The organism is Streptomyces sp. MS19, from assembly GCF_047200595.1.
In the GTDB taxonomy this organism is placed as follows: domain Bacteria; phylum Actinomycetota; class Actinomycetes; order Streptomycetales; family Streptomycetaceae; genus Streptomyces.
Window position 1 is genome coordinate 500,952 of the sequence record NZ_JBJZOH010000001.1, and the last position, 20,218, is coordinate 521,169.

Below are 20,218 nucleotides of genomic sequence, written 5' to 3' on the forward strand. Positions count from 1 at the left end.
GGAGCTGGGCCGGGTCACCCGGCGGGCGCCGCCAGCCTGGCGAGCCCGGCGACCGTCGGCGCTTCGAGGAAGTCCCGGACGGTCACGGTGATCCCGGCCTCACGGGCGAGCCGGCCGAGCACCCGCACGGCGAGCAGCGAGTCGCCGCCGAGGGCGAAGAAGTCGGCCGCCCTGTCCACCCCGGCCACCGCGAGCACGTCCTCCCAGACCGCCGCGACGGCCCGCTCGGCGCCCGGCCGCGGCGGCCCCGGCTCCTCACCGGACGCCTCACGCTCGTAGGCGCCGAGCCGTGGCTCCTCGGCGCCGGCCGGCGGATCGGCCGGCGCCGGCAGCCCGACCACGTCGGACCAGCCCGCCGGCGTGGCCAGCTTCCCCACGAGGCCCGTCAGTTCGGTGAACATCCCGTCCACGAGCGCGGCGTCGAACACCTCGTCCACCAGCGAGAACACCAGGAACATCTCGTCCCGCAGCTCGAACATCCGCACTTCGAGCGCGACCTGCGGGGTACGCAGCTGCTGCTGGTGGTCGGCCATGTCGATGCGGCCGAGCGGCCCCGCCGTCTCCGGCAGCCGGTCCCCCATGGCCGCGTCCATCCCCAGCGTGCTCTGGAAGACCACGGGGGCGACCGGGCGATGGGTGCCGCGACGGCGGCCGAGCTCCCGGGACACCTCGACGCCACTGACCAGGTTGTGGGCGGCGGACTCCCCGAACCGCCGCTGGCTGTCGGCGGCCAGCTCGGCGAAGGCGGCGCCCTCCGCCAGCTCCACCGGGATCAGTGTGGTTGAGGCGAAGGCGCCGACGATCCGGTGCACGTCGGGGTGGAGCGGCAGCCGGTTGAGCTGGAGCGAGTTGAGCAGCATCCGGCGGTGTCCTGCCCGCCGGGCCAGCACGACGGCGTAGGCCGTGAACATCGCGGCGGACGGGGTGACCTCGTGCGCCGCGCACTGTTCGCGGAAAGCCGCCCAGGTGGCCGCGTCCACCCGGTGCTGGCGGCTGCCCATCAGCTCGGGCCGCGCCTGCCTCGGGTCGGCGACAAGGGGCAGGGCAGGCGGCTGCGGCAGCTCGTCGAGCCGGTCCCACCACCAGTCGCGGTCGGCCTCCCAGGCGTCGGTGTCGGGCAGTCCTGCCACCGAGGTCACATAGTCGCCGTAGTCGATCTCCAGCGGCGGCAGCATCGCGTTCCAGTCGGAGACCAGCGCGAACAGGTCCCGGTACAGGACGTTGGAGGACCAGCCGTCGATGATCAGCAGGCTCACGGCCGTGTGCAGCCGTGCGCGGTCGCCGGGCAGCAGGGTCAGCCGCATCGCGATTCCCGGCCCCTTGGCGGGGTCGGGGCCGCTGGTGGACATCTCGGCGCGGATCGCGGCGACGGCCGCGTCGGCCTCCTCGGGTCCGGCGTCGCGGAGGTCGGTCACCGTCAGCTCGGGCACGGCGCCAGGCGCGTCGGCCGGCAGGATGTGCTGCGACCCGTCAGGCAGCACCCGGGCGCGCAGGGTCGGCTGCCGCCGCACCAGGCGGGCGAGCGCGTCCTGGAGCGCCTCGGGGGCCTCGTCCCCGTCGACCTCGCTCAGTCCGATGTCCACATAGTGGTGCGCGGAGGAGTAGGACAGCTCCCAGCCGTCCTGCTGGCCGACGAAGTAGCCCTGCTGGAGCGGCAGGAGCGGGAACGGGGCGTGCGGGTCCTTCCTGGTGGTCACCTCGACCGGCAGCGCCCGGCCGTCGGCGGAACCGGCGCGGCGGCGCGCTACCAGGTCCGTCAGCTCGGCGAGCGTGATCTCCACCCGGACGTCGGAGAGCGCCAGCACGACACCGAGGCTCCGACGCACCATGGCGGACATGCGCACCGCGAGTACCGAGTCACCGCCGAGGCTGAGGAAGGCCCGGTCCTCCGGCACCTCGTCCGGCGGCAGGGCCAGCAGTTCGGACCAGATGCCGGCGAGCGCGGCGTGGAGGTCGCGCTCTCGCACGGCGGTCCGGGGTCCTGAAGGCATGGTTGTCACTCCTGTGTCTACGCGAGGGTTGTGGACGACGGCCTGGCGCCGGGGGCCCGCGCGACGAAGAGTCGCTGGCCGAGCGCGGTCAGGGGATGATCGGGGTCCGGCAGGTCGAACAGCGGCCGGTATCCGTCCTCGGCCAGCACGGCGCGCCACTCCTCCGCGGTGAGGAAGATCCGGTCGGTGCCGGCCCGGATGTCGCTGGTGCCGGGGCGCGGGGCGCCGTCCGGCGGCGACATCAGGAACTGCATGGAGGTCATGGCCTGGTAGTGCTCGCGGCAGGACTCGATCACCAGCAGCAGCCCGCCGGGCGCCAGCAGCCGGCGCACCCGGGTGAGGGCCGCGCCGATGTGCAGCGCGTTGTGCAGCACGTTGGCCGCCACCACGACATCGGCGGCGCCGGGCGGGACCCGTGGCTCGGCGAGTTCGGCGTTGATGTCGAGGAGGGCGTAGCGCAGCCTGTCGCCGAAGCGCTGCCTGGCCGCGTCGAGGAAGTACCGGGAGACGTCGGTGAACAGGTAGTCCACGGGGCGGTCGGCGAGGGCGGCGAGCAGCGTGGTGGTGGTGCCGCCGATCCCGGCGCCGAGTTCGAGCACCCGCACGGGGCGTGCGGCGGGCGCGGGCGTCCGGCGCAGCAGTTCAGCGGCGGCGGCGTTGAGGTAGCGGTTGATGGTGTTGTCGCGGTAGGCGCCCTCGGCCGCTGACGTGTCGTCGTCGCGGAACAGCAGGCTCTGGACGGTCACCTCGTCGCGCAGGAGCCTGGGGAGTTGGTCGGCCGCGGTGAGGAAGAAGTCGGCGATCGCCCCGGGGTAGCCGAGGCCGCGGCAGGCGGCGTGCACGGCCGGCGCCGTCGCGGCCACCTCGGCGCGTCGCACGGTGCGCAGGTCGCGCACGTTCCCGGTGGCCGCGTCGCGGTGGAGCATGCCTTCCTCGGCCAGTACGGCGAGCCAGCGGCGCAGAATCCACCGGTGGCGGGGCGCGACGCCGAGCCGGTCGGCGATCTGGTCCCAGCGGTGGGCGACGCCCGGCCTGAAGAGCCCCTCACGGCCCAGGGCGCGGGCCATGGCGAGGAGCGCCGCCTCGTCGAGCCGCCGCAGGTGGCCGGGGAGCACGTCGGTATCCGTTCCCGTGATCGCCATGAGGCCGGCCAGGCCGGCCCACTCGTGATCAGTGCTCATCGAGGTCTCCCGGCGCGGTCGGCGTGACGTCGATCGGCACCGGCGCCAGGCCGGCGCGGCGCAGTTCGCGGCGGGCCGCCTCGGCGAGCCGGCGGCGGACGAAGCGGCGCAGCGGCTCGTGCGCCGTTCCTGGGCCGGCGAGCGCGGCGGCGGGGCGGGGTGCGGCGCCCGCCGGTGAGACCACCTGGAGGAGTTCCGGTCGCCGGGGGTCGAGGAGTACGGCTGCGTCCAGGCCGGCCAGGGCGCGTCGCAGTTCGGCGGCGCTGACGCCGGTGCCGGGGGCGAGCAGCCGGTTGGGGATGCCGGTGACGCGCAGCGCCCGGCGCCCGGCCAGCTCGCGCAGGCCGGTGAGGCGGTCGTGTGCCGGCACCTCCGCCCAGTCCAGTTCGCCGGTGGACGGCGGTTCCGCGGTGCCCGCGGCGTCCACGCGCAGTACGGCGTCGAAGCGGTAACGCGTCAGCTCGGTGTCGGCGTCGAGTGTCTTGGGGTGGAAGGTGAGCCGCACCTCGCGGCCGGACTCCGCGGCGATCCGGGCGAGCAGCGGCGGGTCGAAGAGCAGTTCCTCGTCGTGTGCGGCCCGCTCGGCCGCCCTGCGGTCCACCTCCGCCGGTGGGAGCCCAGGGTTGGCGGACGACTCGACCCAGCGCCAGTGTGCGGTGAGCAGCCCGGAGTGCCTGATGTCGCCGACGACGACGGTGCCGCCCGGGGCGACAAGCGTGATGGCGTCGTGCACCACGGCGCGCAGATAGGCGACTCCGGGGAAGCACTGGGTGACGGAGTTGAGCACCACGCAGTCCGGGCGGCCTCCGGGGAACCCGGCCTCGGCCAGGGCGCGTTGGACCACCGGGCCGTGCGCCTCGTGGGCGGCGGCCTGCACGAACGCCGTCCCCCGCGGGGCGGTGGCCGTCAGCGTGCCGACGGACTCGGCGGACACGTCGGTGCCGAGGTAGCCACGCAGCCGGGGCCGCATGCGGTGCATCAGCAGACCGGTGCCGCAGCCGAGTTCGAGCACCCAGTCGGGGTCGGTGCGCAGCACCAGGTCGGCGGTCTGCCGCACCCACTCGCGCATGTGCGCCACGGGCAGCGGCCGGCCGGTGTCGGAGGCGCGCCAGCCCGAGAGGTCGAGTTCGGTGGAGTGCCGCCCGGCCGCCTCGGCGTAGGTGGCGTCGTAGACCTCGGCCCACTGCGTCAGGTGTTCGGCGAGCAGCGCCCCCGGCCGGGGGCGCACCGCCAGGGCCTCGGGTGCGGGGGAGATCCGGACCGTGCCGTCGCCGACGTCGGCCGTTCCCACCCACGGGTGGCGGCGCAGGACATCGGCGGCGTGCCGCAGTCCGTCGTCCAGGTCAGCCTGCATGGTGGTGCTCCGTTCTGTACTGGCCGCCGGGGATGAGCGCGTTCCGGTCGAACCGCAGGACGCGGTCCGCGCGTTGGGCGATGTCCTGGTCGTGGGTGACGAGCAGGACCGCTAGTCCGTCGGCGCACAGCGCCCCGAGCAGGTCGAGGACGCCATGCGCGGCGTCGGGGTCGAGAGCCGAGGTGATCTCGTCGGCCGCGAGCACCCCTGGTCCTGCGGCCAGGGCGCGGGCGACGGCGGCGCGTTGACGTTGCCCGCCGGAGAGCTGGGTGGGCCGGCTGCGGGCGACGCCGCTGTCGAGACCGACCGCCGTCAGGAGTCCGGCGGCCAGGTCCTGGGCCGCGGACGGGGACAGCCCGCGCAGCAGCCGGCCAGGCCGCGCGATGGACGTCCCGACGCGGTGGGCGGGATTCAGGGCGGTGGCGGGGTCCTGCGCGACCAGTTGCACCGCGCTGACGCGGGCGGGCCGGCGGTCCTCGACGCTCCAGGACAGCGGCTCGCCATGGGACCGCAGCTGTCCGGCCGCCGGCGGCCGGAGCCCGGCGAGGGCGCGCAGCAGGGTCGACTTGCCGCAGCCCGACGGGCCGGTGATGGCGACCAGTTCCCCCGCGCGTATCTCGAAGGTGCCGTTGTCCAGCAGGAGTTGCCCGGTCGGCGAGACGAGGCGGAGGCCGTCCGCGGACAGGACCGCGGCTTTCGCTTCCCCGACCGTCCCGGCGGGCACCGCCGGTTGCGCCGCCGGGGCCGAGGGGGCGCCGGGGCCGGGCCGGATTGACCGCCCGGCCGGTGCCGCTGTGCCCAGGTGGACGACGCGGTCGCCGATCCGGTGGACGAACTCCGCGTCGTGGGAGACCACGATCGTCACCGAACGGGCGTCGCCGCGCCTGGCCTCGACGGCCGCGACCACCAGGTCGAGCGCGTCGGGGTCGAGTCCCGTGGTCGGCTCGTCGAGCACCAGCAGCGGCGGGTCGCCCATCAGCGCCCGTGCCAGCGCGACCCGTTGCGCCTGTCCGCCGGAGAGCTGTCCCGGGTACCGGCGCCACAGCGCGGCCGGGTCGAGGCCGAGCCGCGTCAGCGCGCCGCGTACCGCCATGTCGCCCGGCCGGCGCCCGTCCGCGATCACCGCGGGCACCCGGCGCAGCGGGTGCAGCGCCGCCGCCGGCTGCTGGCCGACGACGCCCACGGTGCGGTGGCGCCAGCGGCGGGCGGGGCGGCCGGGTGGCACGGTCCCGCCGTGCCAGCGCACCGTTCCGGCGGTGCGGCGCAGTCCGTCGGGCAGGGCGTCGAGGACGGCGCGCAGCAGCGTGGACTTGCCGCAGCCTGACGGGCCGACCACGGCCACCACCTCGCCGGGCCCGGCGCACAGCGACACCCCGTCGAGCAGGCGCCGTCCCCGCCGGTCCGTCACCGTGAGACCTTCGACGCTCAGCAGGGCGCCGTCGGGCCGCTCGCCGTCCGCGGTCTCGCGCGGTGTCTCGGCCGGCGACGGCAGGGGCGCCGCACCGGTCGGAGCACCCGTGGTCGGCGCGCCGACGGCGCGCCCACCCGGACGCGGGCGGCGACGCGCCGCCCCCAGCGGCCGCCGCCACGCGCGGCGCCCCGCCGTCGTCGGCCCGGTGCGCGCACGGGCCGAAGTACCGCCGGCCAGCACGGCCACCGCCAGCGCCACGAAGGCCAGCGCCAGCGCAGGGGCGATCAGCCCGGCCGGGTTGAGCCCCGCCCCTGGCAGGTTCTCGCGGATCATCAGCGCCCAGTCCGGGTCCGGCGGCTGGGCCCCGAAGCCCAGCAGGCCCAGGGCCGTCGCCAGTTGGAGAGCCGTGACGAAGCGGGCCCCGGCGTCCGCGGCGACCAGACCGGCGAGCGCGGGGAGCACCTCGCGGGACAGCAGCGCCGGCGCGCGCTCGCCCCGGCCCCTGGCCGCCTCCACATAGCCGGCGTCGAGGGCGCCGCGGGTGGCGTCCCCGACCACCCGCAGGGTCAGCGGCGCGCCGCCGCACACCGTGGCGGCCACGACGGCGGCGTCGCCCGGCAGGGAGACGGCGAGCACCAGCGCGACGAGCAGCGGCGGGGTGGCGAGCAGCGCGTCCGCCACCCCGGTCAGCAGCCACCCGGACCGGCGTGCCGCCCAGCCGGCGAGAAGACCGGCGGCGACACCGAGCAAGGTGGCGAACGCGGCGGCGAGCAGCGCGACGAGCGTCAGCTCGCGCCCGCCGGCCAGCAGGCGGGACAGCACGTCGCGGCCGAGGGCGTCCGCGCCGAGCGACAGGCCCGGGGCGGCCGGGGCGTAGGGCGTGGCGACCATCGCGGTCGGGTCGTGAGGCGCGGCGAGCGCGCCGAGCAGCACGGCGGCGGGCACGGCGAGCGCCAGACAGCCGCGCAGGACGGCAGGGCTCATGCGGTCGCGTCCCGCCTTCCCCGGTCGGCGAGTCCCGCGGCCACGTCGGCCAGCAGCAGCCCGGCCAGCACGACCCCGGCACCCAGCAGCGCCACGGCCTGCACCGCGGGCACGTCCCGGCCGGCCACCGAGCCGACCAGCAGCTCGCCGAGGCCCCGGTAGCCGAAGACGGTCTCCACCACCGTGGTGGCCGAGAGCAGTCCGCCGCCGACGACCGCCAGGATGCGGAGCGCCGGCGCGAACACGAGGGGCAGCACGTGGCGGACGGCCACCCGCCACCGCGGCACGCCGCGCAGCTCCGCGTCCTCGACGTGCGGCAGCCTGCGGGCGTCGGCGACGGCCCCGGCGAGCAGCGCGGCGGCGAAGGCGGCCGCCGGCAGGGCCAGTGAGAGGGCCGGCAGCACCAGCAGCTCGGGCTGTGCCCAGGCCGGCCGGCCGACGGGCAGGAGCGAGACCTGGGGCAGCCAGCCGAGCAGCCCGGAGAACAGGGCGACCAGCACGCCGGCCACCACCACCTGCGGCACGGCGGCCACCGCGGTGACCACGCCCGCCGCCCAGGGTGCCCCACCGGCCCACCAGGCGACCGTGAGCGCCAGCGGGACGGCGAGCGCCAGGGCGCAGCCGGTCAACACCAGGGTGGCCGGCAGCCGTTCGCCGATCAGCTCGGCCACCGGGCGCCCGCTGACCAGGGAATGGCCCGCGTCGCCACGCAACAGCCCGCCCAGCCACCGGGCATAGCGCGTCCAGAGCGGCTCGTCGAGGCCGAGCGCACGGCGCAGCTCGGCCAGTTGCTCGTCGCTCGCGCGGCCCCCCGTCCTGGTCTGCGCCGCGTCGCCCGGCAGCAGCGTGGTGGCGGCGAACACCAGCAGGGAGACCCCGAGCAGCAGCAGCGTGGCGCGCGTCGTGTGGCGGATGAGAAGCGGGAACATTCAGCCGTCGAATCGTGCCTGGTCGATGAAGAGCCGCTGGAAGCCGGGGCCGGTGGGCAGGCCCGCCACGCCGGGGCCCGCGAGGTCGAGTCCGTCTCCGACGCCCCAGACCAGGTAGCCGCCCTCGTCGCGCAGCGTTTCCTGGAGTGCGCCGAGCGCGGTGGCGCGGCTGGAGTCGTCGGCGGTGGCGAGCGCCTGGTCGAGGTCGCCTTCCCAGTCGGGCCGCTGCCAGGCGGTCTCGTTGGTGGGAGAGTCGGAGCGCAGCGCGACCCGGACGACGTCGAGGAACGGGATGCCGCCGAGGTAGCTGACGTAGCAGTCGGCCTGGGCGTACACCTCGGTCCAGAAGGTCTCCGGCGGCTCGACGGCGACCTGGACGCGGATGTCCACGGCCGCCAGCTGGTCGGCGAGCAGGGTGGCGGCGGTGTCCATGCCGGGGTAGGCGGTGGTGGTGCGCAGCGTGATGTCGAGGCCGTCGGCGTGCCCGGCGGCGCGCAGCAGCCGGCGTGCCTCGTCCAGGTCACGTTCGCGCTGGGGCACGTCGGGCGTGGTGGGGTCGGCGGGCGAGAGCAGGTCGTTGCCCAGGCGGCCCTGGCCGAGGAAGACGGTGTCGAGCAGCTGCTGGCGGTCCACGGCGAGCTTGACGGCCTGCGGGACGCGCGGATCGTCGAACGGCGCCCGGTCGAGGCGCATGACCAGCGGGTAGAGGGTCACCGCCGGGCGGCGGACCACGACGAGCCCGCCGCTCTCGGCCTGGGTGGCGGCGGCGGGGCTGACACTGCCGGCCACGTCGGCCTGGTCGGCGGCGACCGCGTCGGCCCGCGCCTGCGGGTCGGCGACGGCCCGGATCTCGATGCGGCGCAGCGGCGGGCGCGGGCCCCACCAGGCGTCGTTGCGTTCCATGGCGGCGTTGCCCGCGTCGCCGTCCGCCAGCAGGAAGGGTCCTGATCCGACGACGGGCCGGCTGAAGTCGGTGCTGCCCTCGGGGACGATGAAGGTGGCCGACTCCAGGGCGCGGCCGACCTCGGCGTAGGGGCGGTGGGTGACGAGTTCGACGGTGTGCTCGTCGATGACGGTGGCGGCGTCAAGGTCGAACATGCCCATCCGGCCGTAGTTCTCGGCGGCCTTCTCGCCCATCCGGCGCAGCGAGTACAGCACGTCGGCGGCCCGGACGGGGCTGCCGTCGGTGAAGGCGGCGTCGGTCCTGAGCGTGATCCGCCAGCGGGTGAGGTCGGCGTCGGGCTCCCAGGCGGTGGCGAGCCGGGGCTGGGTGGTGCCGTCGGCGCCTGGCACGGTGAGCACGTCGTAGAGCAGCGCGAAGCGCAGCGCGTCTGACTCGTTGCCGAGGCCGCCGTGCGGGTCGTGGCTGGCGGTCGCCGGGGCGCCGACGGCGGCGTAGCGGAGAGTGTCCGTGGCGCGGTCGTTCGCGCCCGAGTCGTCCCCGGTGGTGTCTCTGGCGCAGCCGGCGGCCACGAGCGTGGTGGCCGCGGCGAACAGGAAGCGTCGTCGGTGCATGGTGGTCCTTCGCGAGATGGTGAGCTGAGATGCGGCGGAGTCGGCCTCAGACGGGGCCGATCGCCCGGCGCAGGGCGTCGTTGAGTGCTTCGGCGACACGCGGCAGGGCCGGTGGCCGTAGCAGGGAGTAGTGGTGCGCCGGGACGCCCACCACGTCGAGCGGTCCCGCCAGGTGGCGGCCCCAGCCGAGGTCGGTGGCGCCGGGCGGGGTGTCGTCCACTCCCATGCCGATGCCGGCGTTGCGCGGCGCGGGCTGGTCGGCCCGGATCAGCAGCGTCCTGGTGTCGGGCGCTTCGAGCCGCGTGGGCCGGTGGCCGGCGAGGGCGCGCAGGTGTCTGGCGAAGACCGCGACCCGCCGCCTGGCGCTGTCGCGGCGCCCCAACAGCCCGGCGGCGCGGAGGCGTTCGTCGATCTCCCGCCAGCGTGCCGCGTCCGGCAGGCCGCGGACGGCCGTGATGGTCTCGGAGGCGGCCCGGTCCCGGCCGCCGCCGAGGGCGGCGCCGGTGAACGCCTCGAGCGCTCCGAGGAAGCGCCACGCCACCTCGAGTTCCGTCTCGTTCGCGTCCGGCCGGTCGATGGGGGTGATGTGGACCGGGTCGTTGGAATCGAGCAGCGCCAGCAGTGCGGTGGTCTCGCCCTCCTGGTGGAGCAGGCGGGCCATCTCGTGGGCGAGGTCGCCGCCCATGGACCAGCCGCCGAGCAGGTAGGGGCCGTGCGGCTGGCGGCGGCGCACCACGGCAAGGAAGCGGCGGACCATGCCGTCGATGTCCTCGGCGCCGGTGCCGCCGGCGAGTTCGGGATCGGTGAGTGCGACGACCTCGACGCGGGGGTCGAGCAGCCTGGCCAGCTCGGCGTAGCAGACGATGTCGCCGCCCGACGGATGCATGAGGAAGAGGGTGGGCCCTCCGTTGTGGCCGGGCCGGACGGGCACCGCGATGTCCTCGTCGGCGACATCGGCGGTGCCGGGAGTGTCGGCGGGCACGGCCTCGGGCTCCCAGGCGGCCGGGTCGGTCGCCAGCCGTTCCACCCGGCGTACGTAGTCGGCGAAGGCGCGGTCCACCTCCTCGGGCGGCAGCACCGGCTCCAGCGAGTCCCACTGGAGCAGCAGCCTGCCGCCCTGCTCCAGGGCCTGGTGGTCCAGCCAGGTCTGCGGCGTCTGGCTGAGCGCCGCGACCTGCTCGCCGGCCCACTCGGGGTCGTGGTCGGCACCGATGACGTCGGGCAGCCCGAGGGCGCTGGTGAACACGACGGGCACGGACACCCGTCGGCCCACGCGGGTCGACTTCTCCGCCAGCACTTCGAGCGCCGAGAACTCGCGGTGGTCGAGATCGGCGAAGAGGGTCGCCTGCGCGGCCCTGGCCCGTTCCACGAACGAGCCTGCCCGCGCCCGCTCCACGACGTGTGGGACCAGCGAGGTGAAGTCGCCGACCACGCCCGCCACGTCGGGGTGGATGTCGGGCCGGTCGAACAGGGTCAGGACCAGCGAGAACCGGTCGCCGCCCGACCAGGCGGCCAGCGTTTCCGCGTAGGCGGCGAGCAGCACGGCGGTGGGGGTGACGCGGTGCCGGGTCGCCTCGGCCCTGAGCGCCGCCCATGTCTCGGCTTCGAGCCGGGCGGCGCGGCGGACGAAGCGCGCGGGCCCGGCCGGCTCGGCCACCGGCAGCGGGGGCGGACCTGGCAGGGTGTCGAGCCGCTCCCGCCAATAGGCGGCGGCCCGCTGGCCGGCCGGGCCACGGCGCCGCTCCTCGACGGCCGCGACGCAGGTGGCGAAATCCGCTTTCAGCGGCGGCAGTTGATTGTCGGGCGCGGCGTAGAAGCCGCGGAGTTCGCGATCGATGATCCACCAGCTGGCCGCGTCGCACACCAGCACGTCCACGCCGATGAACAGCCGGACCCGGCCGCCGGGCAGCAGGGCTGCCTGGATCTGGGCCAGGGGCCAGCGGTCGGCGGGGCCTGGTTCCCGGCTGATCCGCTCGCGGAGCCGGGCCAGGCGCTGGCTCCTGCGCTCCTCCGGCAGTGCCGTCAGGTCGTGGACACGGATGCGGTAGGACGGCACGTCGTCGAGGACCCGGAGCCGGCCGGCCGGGGTGACGACGGCCCGCAGCATGGGGTGGCGGGCGAGTACCAGGTTCCAGGCCCGCTCGTAACGGCCGATGTCCAACTGCCGGCAGTCGTACTCCAGGTAGAAGTGGCAGGGCACGTCCCCCCACTCGTAGCCCCCGTCGCGCCCGACCCAGTAGGCGTGTTGCACGCGGGTGAGCGGGAACGTGCCGTCGGACGCGTCCGGTCGCGGGAGACCGGCGGGAAGCAGGGCGGGCGTTCGCGGACCGGCGGCGTCGACGCGGGCGGCGAGTGCCCCGATGGTCGGGGCGTCGAGCAGGTCGCGCAGCCGCAGGTCCGTGCCGAAGTGTTCGCGTACGGCGGCCAGCATGCGGGTGGCCAGCAGCGAGTGTCCGCCGAGCGCGAAGAAGTCGGCGTCGGCCGAGGTCACCTGGGCGCCGAACAGCTCGGCCCACAGGTCGGCGAGCCACCGCGCGGTCGGCTCACCGATGTCGGACCCGCCCGACCCGGCCGATGGCCGGCCGGCGGAGGCCGCCGCGCGGGCCATCCGGTCGGCGAGCGAGGTGGTGGCGACGGCCACCACGGGCGGCGTCGGGCCGGTCAGCAGCCGGTCGAGCGCGGCGAGACCCGTTCCGGTGTCCAGGGCGCCGGCGAGCGCGACGGTGCGCTCGCCGCCTGCCGGCCCCACCCGCCAGCCGTCCCAGACCGCGCTGATCCAGCGGGTCGGACCGGGCTCGGCCGCGTCGGCGAGGGAGTCGAGGAAGCCGTTGGCGGCGGCGTAGGCGCCCATGCCTATCCCCCCCACCAGGGTGGTCGCGGAGGACATCAACACGACGGTGTCCGGCCGGAGTCCGACGGGCAGCGCATCGACGGCGGCGCGCAGCGCCAGGGCGCCGTCGGCCTTGGCCGCGACATGGGCGCGCACCTGCTCCTCCGTGGTCTCGCGGAGGGTGGTGGCGCCGACCGTGGCGACCGCACCGGCCGCGTGCACCACGAGGCCGAGGCCGCCTTCGGCGGCGGCGAGTTCACGCACCAGCGCCGCCGTGCCGGCGGCGTCCGCCGCGTCCAGCGTCCGGACCTCGACGTTCCGGCCCGCCGTGGCGAGCCGCCTGACGTCCTCGGTCCGCCCGCCGGTGCGCGAGGTCAGCACGACGCGCCGGCCGGTCCGGCCGAGGTGGCCGGCGATGGCAAGGCCGACGTCGCCGAGGCCGCCGGTGATCAGCACCGCGCCCCTCGCGGACGGCGCCTCCTCGCTCCTGGCCGGCCGCCAGGGCACCATGTCGCGGGCCCAGCGGACGCCGCCCCGCACCGCGACCTCAAGACCCGGGGCCGCGTCGGGGCCGGTCAGTTCGCCCAGCTCGGCCAACACGGACCGCGCCGCCTCGGCGGCGTTGTCCGCCTTGCCCGCGGGCAGGTCGAGGGTGCGCCAGGCGAGGCCACGGAGCTCCTGGCCGAGGACGCGGGGCAGCGTACGCACCGCGCCCGCCACGGGGTCGGGGCGGTCGTCCCCTTCCACTCGGACGGCGCCCTCGGTGACCTGGAGCAACAGCCGGGGCGGCGTGGCCAGTCGGGCCAGCGCGGCGGCCAGCTCGCCGTGGCGCAGAGCCGCGGCGGCCAGGTCTCCGGTCCGGTCGGTGGCGAGCAGGACGACGCCGTCGAGCGCGTCGCCAGGCTCGGCCGCGGCCACGCACTCCGCGCCGCGCGCCGCCAGCTCCCGGCGTACCGCGTCGGCCAGCGGGTAGTCTTCGGCGCCGGTGACCAGCCAGCGCCACGCCGGGGAACCGGCGGCGTCGGCCGGGGGGAGCTGCCGCCAGCGCGGCAGGTGCAGCGGCTCGTCGCTGTCCGACTCAGGCTCGCCCGGCAGGTCGGTGCCGGCGGCCGGGGGATCGATCCACAACTGCCGCCGCTGGAAGGCGTATCCGGGCGCGGCGATGCGCCGCCTCGGCGTGGTGTCGCCCAGCGAGAGGTCGATGTCGACGCCGTGCGCCCACAGTTGAGCGACGGCCTCGCGGACCGTCGTGGCGGTGTCGGGCTCGTCCTCGACGCAGGTGGTCAGCGTGGCGCGGAGTGCGGGCGGCGCGGTGCGGCGGGCGAGCGAGGCCAGCGCGGCGCCGGGCCCGACCTGCACCAGCAGCGCCGGCCGCTCCGGCGGCAGCGCGGTGCGCAGGGCGTCCGAGTAGCGTACGGGGTCACGCAGTTGCCTGACCCAGTGCCCGGCCGTGCCGAGTTCGGCCCCTGCGTGGTCGCCCGTGACGGTGGTGACCAGGGGTACGGCGAGCGGGCGGGCCCGCAGGCCGGCGGCGGCCGCCCGGACGGCGGGCAGCGCGGGTTCGACCAGGCGCGAGTGCAGCGCCGCGTCCACCCGCAGTTCCGTGGGGCGCACCGATCGGCCGGCGAGCGCGCCGGCCACGGCGTCCACGGCGGCACGTGGCCCGGACACCACGCAGGCGTCCGGCGCGTTGACCGCTGCGAGGTCCACCTCGGGGTGCGCGGCGAGGAGCCGACGGGTCTCGGCCTCGCCCAGCGGGACGGCGAGCATGGCCCCGCCCCTGGCGGCGCGTGCCGCCTCGGTGCAGCGGACAGCCACCAGGCGGGCCGCCGCCGGCAGGGTGAGACCGCCCGCCACCACCGCCGCGGTGTACTCGCCCAGGCTGTGTCCGAGCACCACGTCGGGCCGCACGCCCCAGGACTCCAGCAGCCGCGCCATGCCGAGCGACGCCGCGAACAGGGCGGGCAGCCCATAGCCGGGGTCCTCGACCGGCGGCGCGCCCTCGCCCCGGATCGCCGCGCGCACATCCGCGCCGAGCAGCGGCCGCAGCAGTTCGGCGCACTCGTCCACGGTTTCCCGGAAGACGGGTTCCGCGCCGTAGAGGCCGGCACCCATGCCGGGGTACTGGCTGCCTGCGCCGGGGAAGGCGAACACCACGCGGGGCGGCTCGCCGTGGGCACGCACCGCGCGCCGTCCCGCGAGCGCCGCCCCGGCGTGGCCGGGGCTGGCGGCGACGGCGACGCGGTAGGGCAGTGCGGGCCGCCCGGCACGCAGCGTGTGGGCGAGGTCCTCGGTCTCGAAGGAGTCGGCGACCGTGCCGAGCCGGGCGGCGGTGTCCTCGGCCGCGGCCGCGTCATGGGCCGAGACGGCGAGGATCGCGGGGCGTCGCGGCGCGGGCTCGGGCGCCGGCCGCTCCGGTGCGGGGCCGAGCACCACATGGCAGTTGGTGCCGCCGATGCCGAACGCGCTGACACCGGCCAGCTCGGGTCCACGCCACGGGCGGCTGTCGGTCACCACCTCGAACGGCGAGCCGTCGAGCCCCAGCAGTTCGTTGAGCGGCTCGGCGTGCAGCGAGGCGGGCTGGACCCCGTGCCGCAGGGCGAGCGTGGTCTTGATGAACGAGGCGATGCCGGCGGCGGTGTTGGCGTGGCCGATGTTGCTCTTGACGGAACCGAGACCGCACCAGGCGGGTCCCTTCTCCCCGAAGACCCGCCGCAGCGCGGCGATTTCCACCGGATCGCCGAGCCGGGTGGCGGTGCCGTGTGCCTCCACGTATCCGACGCGGTCGGGCGTCACCCCGGCCACCGCCTGGGCCTCGGCGATCACCCGTGCCTGGCCGCGGAGCGAGGGCGCGGTGAACCCGGCCTTGTCGGCCCCGTCGTTGTTGACGGCGGAACCGTGCAGCACGGCGAGCACCGGATCGCCGTCCGCCAGCGCCTCGTCGAGCCGACGCAGCACCACGGCGCCCACACCCTGCGTGTAGACGATGCCGGAGCCGGTGGCCGAGAACGGGCGCACGCTGCCGTCCGCCGAGTAGATGCCGTCGGCCACGCGCAGGTAGCCGTGCCCCTGCGGCACGATCAGCGAGACGCCGCCCGCGATGGCCGTGTCGCACTCCTCGGCGAGCAGGGACTGCGCCGCGGCGTGCACGGCGACGAGCGAGGTCGAGCAGGTGGTGTTGAGCGCGATGGCCGGTCCTGTCAGGTCGAGCCGGTAGGCGACCTGGAGCGGCAGGTAGTCGGCGTGCGTGGCGATGGCGGTCTGGAGGCTGCCGACCGGGTCGGCGCCGCCGCCGGTCGGGCTCCAGCGGCCGGCGAGGTTGCTGGTCAGGTAGGCGCTGTGGGCGGCACCGGCGAAGACGCCGACCGAGCCGGCCCCGACACCACCGCCGTGGCCGGCCTGTTCGAGCGCCTGCCAGGCCACCTCAAGGAACAGCCGCTGCTGCGGGTCGAGCAGCGCGGCCTCGGCGTCGGTGAGGCCGAAGGGGACCGGGTCGAACTGGTCCTGTCCCTCGATCAGCCCGCCGACCGGCACGTGGTCGGGGTGTTCCCGCAGCCGGCGCGGCACCCCGCGTGCCGCCAGCTCGGCCTCGGTGAAGCGGGTCAGGCCCTCGCGCCCCGTCGTCAGCAGCTCCCAGAAGGCCGCCGCGTCGGGGGCGCCGGGGAACCGGCAGGCGAGGCCGGTGACGGCGATCATCGGGCGAGCTCCGCGGCTCGCGCCCTGGCGGCCCGCCGGCCGGCGACAGGCGGTGCGGGCGGCGTGGCGGCCGGCGGTGGTGACGACGGGGGCCCGGCCGTTCGCGCGGAGATCACCGCCGCGAGGCCACGCACCGTCGGGTGCGAGAGGAGATCGACGACGCTGAGCGCCGGATCGAGTTCCGCGCCGAGCCGACGCTGTGCCTGGACGAGGGTGAGCGAGGTCGCGCCCAGCTGGAAGAACGGTGTGTCGCCTGCCAGTTCGGTCGGGGCCGACTTCAGCAGTTCGCCGAACACCCGCCGGACCGCCGCCTCGACCTCCGGCTGTATCTCCTGCTCGGGCGACACGCGCACGTCGGGCGTGCCGGACGTGCCGCGTCCGGCGGCGGGGGCCGGCCCCCTGTCCGGCGCGCTGTCCTGGCTCGGCACGGCGGCCCCGGCGGAGGCGGCCCGCTCACCGAGCGCGAGCTCGATCAGTCCGCGCCCGGTCAGCCGTTCGGCCGCGCTGAGTCCGGCCGCGGTGGCCGCCGACCGCAGCAGCCGGCTGCACTCCCCCGCCGCGATCAGGGCATCCGCAGGCGGCAGCGAACCGGCGGAGAGCGTGAGGGTCAGGCCGAGGCCACGCTCGCCGACCGCGCGCAGCGCACGGTCCAGAGGGCCGGCACCCGCCTCCGCGCGCTCCTTGGCCACCACAGCCGCCGGCACCGGCACCGGCGGCACGGTCGCCGGCACGGCGCCCGGCCGGTCCGCGCGTCGCCGGTATGGGTTCGGCAGGGCGCGGTAGTCGATCTTGCCGTTGTCGGTGACCGGGAACTCGTCCATGTCCACCAGTCGGCTCGGCACCATGTAGGCGGGCACGTTCTCCCCCAGCCGGCGCCTGATCTCCTCATCCGTCACACGGGCGCCCTCGTGGCGCACCACATAGGCCACCAGACGCGGCCGGTCGTCGGGCCCCGGCACGGACAGCGCGACGGACTTCCGCACCCCGGGCAGCCGGTCGAGAACCGACTCGACCTCACCGAGTTCGATGCGGTGGCCCCTGATCTTCACCTGGCGGTCGAGGCGGCCGAGGAACTCGATGGTGCCGTCGGGGCGCCAGCGGCCGAGATCGCCCGTACGGTAGAGCCGTACGCCGAGCCGGGGGTGGATGACGAAGCGCTCGCGGGTCTGCTCCGGGTCACCGACGTACTCACGGGCCAGTCCCCGGCCGCCTATGTGGAGTTCGCCCGGTGCGCCGACCGGGCGCGGTCGGCCGTCCGCGTCGAGGATGCGGAACGACTGGTCGCGCAACGCCCGGCCGTAGGGGATGCTGCGCCATGTCGGCTCCACCCGGTCGATGGGGTGGCAGATGGACCAGATGGACCCCTCGGTGGCGCCACCCAGGCTGACGATCCGGGCGTCCGGCGCCAGCGCGCGGACGCGCTCGGGCAGGGTGACGGGTATCCAGTCGGCGGAGAGCAGCACCAGGCGGAGCGGGGCGAGGGCGGCCCGCGCCTGCTCCAGGTCCACCTCGGCGTACTCGACCAGCATCTCCATCAGGGCGGGCGCGGTGTTCCAGACGGTCACCCGGTGACGGGCCATCAGGTCGAGCCAGTGCGCCGGGTCGCGCTGCCGTTCCACCTCGGGCAGCACGAGCGCCCCGCCGACGCCGAGCACCGCGAAGATGTCGTAGACCGACAGGTCGAAGCTGAACGCCGACAGGGCGAGCACGCGGTCGTCGGGGCCGATCGGGAAGCGGTCGACGAGGTCGTCCACGGTGGTACGGGCGGCGCGGTGCTCGATGGCAACGCCCTTGGGCCGACCGGTCGATCCCGAGGTGAAGACGACATAGGCCAGCTCGTCCGGCTCGGGGCGACATCGCTCCCCCGCGTTCTCGGGCGCGCTGTCGGCGGCGGGCGTCCCGTCCGGCCGCAGCGGGTGCGCGGTCACGCCGTCCGGCCAGGTCACGGCGGTGCCGTCGCCTGCCAGGGCGTGCCGGACACCGGCCTGGGCGCAGACGGACGCCACGCGGTTGGCCGGCCAGGACGGCTCGACCGGCACGTAGCCTGCGCCGCTCGCGGTCACGCCGAGGATGGCGGCGACCTGCGCGGGGCCTTTCTCGGTCGCCACCGCCACCAGGTCGCCTGTGCCGACTCCGGCGGCGGCGAGCACCGCCGCCGTGCGCTCGGCGCGGGCCGCGAGTTCCTTGTGGCTGACCCGGCCGGCGGAGTCGAGCAGCGCCGGGGCATCGGGACGTGCCTCAGCCGCGGCGCGCGCCGGGTCGCCGAGCAGCGGTCCCGCGTCACCGAAGGGCGTCGCGTCGAGCGTCTCGGCCGGCAGGAAGGAGGGGTCCCAGCCGAGCTCGGGATCGCGCCACGCCTCGTCCTCCCGCGCCAGCCGGCGCAGCAGGCGGGCGTGGGCGTCGAGCATCCCGGAGACGAAGCCGGCCGGGTAGGCGCCGTCCACCGAGTCCCAGCACAGGACCAGCGCGCCGCCCTCGGCGTAGACGATGTGGTCCAGGAGGATCTGCGGGGTCTGGGATATGCCGAAGACCTCCGTGCCGAGCCAGTCGGCCGGATCGGCATCACTGTCCGTGAGGCCGAGGCCGCTGGTGAAGACGACGGGGTGCCTCGGCACGCCTGGTGGCTGCCCGGTCGCCGGCGGCGCCTCCATGCCGGAGACCGCCCGGTGCTCCATGTCCGTCCAGAACCGCTCGTTCACCTGGCTCGCGTAGGCGGCGAAGCCCTCCCAGCGCAGCGGGTCGAGCTCGGGCATCCCGACCAGCAGCGTGGAGGTGAAGTCACCGACCACGTGCTTGAGTTCCGGTACGTCCGGCCGGTCGAACAGGGTGGTGTTCAGGCTGAAGGGCTCGGTGGCGCCCCAGCGGGTCAGCGTGAGCCCGAAGGCGGCGAGCAGCATGCCGGTGGGGCTGAGGCCGTGGCGCGCCGCGCGGTCACGCAGCGCGGACCACTCGTCCGCCGTCAGGTGCGTCCGTACGCGAGTGAAGCGGTGACCGCGCAGTTCCGCGACGTCCGCGGTCAACGGCAGCGCCGGTCCTGGCGGAAGGTCCGGCGCCCGCTCGGCCCAGTACGCGAGGTCGGCCTCGCGGCGCCGCCGCTCGGCCGGATCGTGTCCCCTTCCTCGTACGTAGTCGGCGAACGTCGTGTGCTGTACCGGGAGTCGGGCATCGGGGTCGGCCACCAGAACGCCCCACTCGGCCAGCACCTGGAACCAGCCGGAGAGGTCGAGCGCGAGCACGTCGATGCCCATGCACAGGCGCGTCCTGCCGTCCGGCAGGAGAACGGCCCTGACGTCGAACAGCGGCCACCGGTCCGCGGGGCGCACCTGGTGCGACCACTCCTCCCGCAACCGCGCGGCGGTCCGTTCGGCCGACTCCGCGTCGGCGTCGCGGAGGTCGGTGACGTCGATCCGGTACTCGGGCACGGTGGCGAGCACGCGCTGCCGCGCGTCGGGTCCGACCACCATGCGCAACATCGGGTGACGGGCGACCAGTTGGTTCCAGGCGGTGGTCAGCCGCGCCAGATCGGCCCCGGGCCCCCCGGGGCCCGGCTCGCGGTCGTACTCCCGGTAGAAGAACGTGGCGACACCCCCGAGCGGGAACGCGGCGTCGCGCCCCACCCAGTAGGCCGACTGAATCGGCGTCAGCGGGAACGAGTCGTCTCCACCCGCCACGAGGGAGCGCACGGTCGCCGTGCCGAGGAACGCCGTGAGGGGAAGGTCGAGCCCGAGGTCCTCGCGGATGCGCCGGCGCAGCCGGACGGCCGTGAACGACTCGAGCCCCAGCTCGGTGAGTGGCGTGTCCACCGCGATCTCCGCCACCGGCACGTCCAACACGTCAGCCAGCGCCGCGGCCACCTCGTCGAGCCTCGGGGACCCGTTCATGTTCCTCCTCCGGGCATGCCTCAATCAGACCCATTGATCTGATAACCGTTTTCATTAAGGATCTTCATCCCCTCGCCTGTCAAGCCGCACGCTCGGACAAGTGGCGTGGACCACGCACGAAGGCGACGGAGAGTCACCCGAGCCTGGACAGCGGCCGCATCGCGGTCACCATGACGCGACCGCCGGTTCAGGAATGTCCCCGACTGGGCGGCCATGCCTCCAAGCTGTCGCGCCGGGATGCCGCCGGGGCCCGGCGCGGCTCGACCCGGCCGGCGCCTCCCAGCCGGCGCGCGCCACCGACGGGGAGCGGAGTCCACCGGCCCCAGGACTGCACCGAGCGTCGCCCGAGGTCAGGCATCTGCGACGGCGTGGACCTGACCGTCACTGCGCGGAGCGCCCGGGGGGCAACGGTGGACACCGGCCCGTCCGAGCCGGGAACGCCGGGG

8 protein-coding genes are annotated in these 20,218 nt (G+C 75.8%); all 8 read right to left on the minus strand.

Annotation, left to right across the window (positions count from 1 at the left end; all coding sequences use genetic code 11):
- Positions 1-14: 14 nt before the first annotated feature.
- Genes ACL02R_RS02320 through ACL02R_RS02355 form a run of 8 tightly spaced genes read right to left on the minus strand, consistent with a single transcriptional unit; the run spans position 15 to position 19,772 of the window.
- The gene (locus ACL02R_RS02320; protein WP_412795103.1) at positions 15-1,991 is read right to left on the minus strand and encodes a condensation domain-containing protein; all 1,977 of its coding nucleotides are present in this window, start codon (positions 1,989-1,991) and stop codon (positions 15-17) included.
- Positions 1,992-2,008: 17 nt separating this feature from the next.
- Complete coding sequence (locus ACL02R_RS02325) at positions 2,009-3,172, minus strand: class I SAM-dependent methyltransferase (protein ID WP_412795104.1); 1,164 nt, start codon at positions 3,170-3,172, stop codon at positions 2,009-2,011.
- Positions 3,162-4,526 (minus strand): methyltransferase domain-containing protein, encoded by a 1,365-nt coding sequence (locus tag ACL02R_RS02330; RefSeq protein WP_412795105.1) that lies wholly within the window; start codon positions 4,524-4,526, stop codon positions 3,162-3,164. Before ACL02R_RS02330 ends, ACL02R_RS02325 begins: the two co-directional genes overlap by 11 nt.
- On the minus strand, positions 4,516-6,921 hold the full coding sequence (locus tag ACL02R_RS02335; RefSeq protein WP_412795106.1) for an ATP-binding cassette domain-containing protein: 2,406 nt from the start codon (positions 6,919-6,921) through the stop codon (positions 4,516-4,518). Before ACL02R_RS02335 ends, ACL02R_RS02330 begins: the two co-directional genes overlap by 11 nt.
- The gene (locus tag ACL02R_RS02340) at positions 6,918-7,850 is read right to left on the minus strand and encodes an ABC transporter permease (RefSeq protein ID WP_412795107.1); all 933 of its coding nucleotides are present in this window, start codon (positions 7,848-7,850) and stop codon (positions 6,918-6,920) included. Before ACL02R_RS02340 ends, ACL02R_RS02335 begins: the two co-directional genes overlap by 4 nt.
- Positions 7,851-9,365, minus strand: a complete 1,515-nt coding sequence (locus ACL02R_RS02345; RefSeq protein WP_412795108.1) for an ABC transporter substrate-binding protein — start codon at positions 9,363-9,365, stop codon at positions 7,851-7,853. It abuts the gene before it with no gap.
- A gap of 46 nt (positions 9,366-9,411) precedes the next feature.
- Positions 9,412-15,891: an SDR family NAD(P)-dependent oxidoreductase gene (locus tag ACL02R_RS02350; RefSeq protein WP_412795109.1), complete on the minus strand. Its 6,480-nt coding sequence runs from the start codon at positions 15,889-15,891 to the stop codon at positions 9,412-9,414.
- Positions 15,888-19,772, minus strand: a complete 3,885-nt coding sequence (locus tag ACL02R_RS02355; protein ID WP_412795110.1) for an amino acid adenylation domain-containing protein — start codon at positions 19,770-19,772, stop codon at positions 15,888-15,890. Before ACL02R_RS02355 ends, ACL02R_RS02350 begins: the two co-directional genes overlap by 4 nt.
- Between the last annotated feature and the right edge of the window lie 446 nt (positions 19,773-20,218).

Coding starts and splice junctions, on each gene's coding strand:
- ACL02R_RS02320 (WP_412795103.1), bottom strand. CDS start 1,991: ATGCCTTCAGGACCCCGGACCGCCGTGCGAGAGCGCGACCTCCACGCC.
- ACL02R_RS02325 (WP_412795104.1), bottom strand. CDS start 3,172: ATGAGCACTGATCACGAGTGGGCCGGCCTGGCCGGCCTCATGGCGATC.
- ACL02R_RS02330 (WP_412795105.1), bottom strand. CDS start 4,526: ATGCAGGCTGACCTGGACGACGGACTGCGGCACGCCGCCGATGTCCTG.
- ACL02R_RS02335 (WP_412795106.1), bottom strand. CDS start 6,921: ATGAGCCCTGCCGTCCTGCGCGGCTGTCTGGCGCTCGCCGTGCCCGCC.
- ACL02R_RS02340 (WP_412795107.1), bottom strand. CDS start 7,850: ATGTTCCCGCTTCTCATCCGCCACACGACGCGCGCCACGCTGCTGCTG.
- ACL02R_RS02345 (WP_412795108.1), bottom strand. CDS start 9,365: ATGCACCGACGACGCTTCCTGTTCGCCGCGGCCACCACGCTCGTGGCC.
- ACL02R_RS02350 (WP_412795109.1), bottom strand. CDS start 15,891: ATGATCGCCGTCACCGGCCTCGCCTGCCGGTTCCCCGGCGCCCCCGAC.
- ACL02R_RS02355 (WP_412795110.1), bottom strand. CDS start 19,772: ATGAACGGGTCCCCGAGGCTCGACGAGGTGGCCGCGGCGCTGGCTGAC.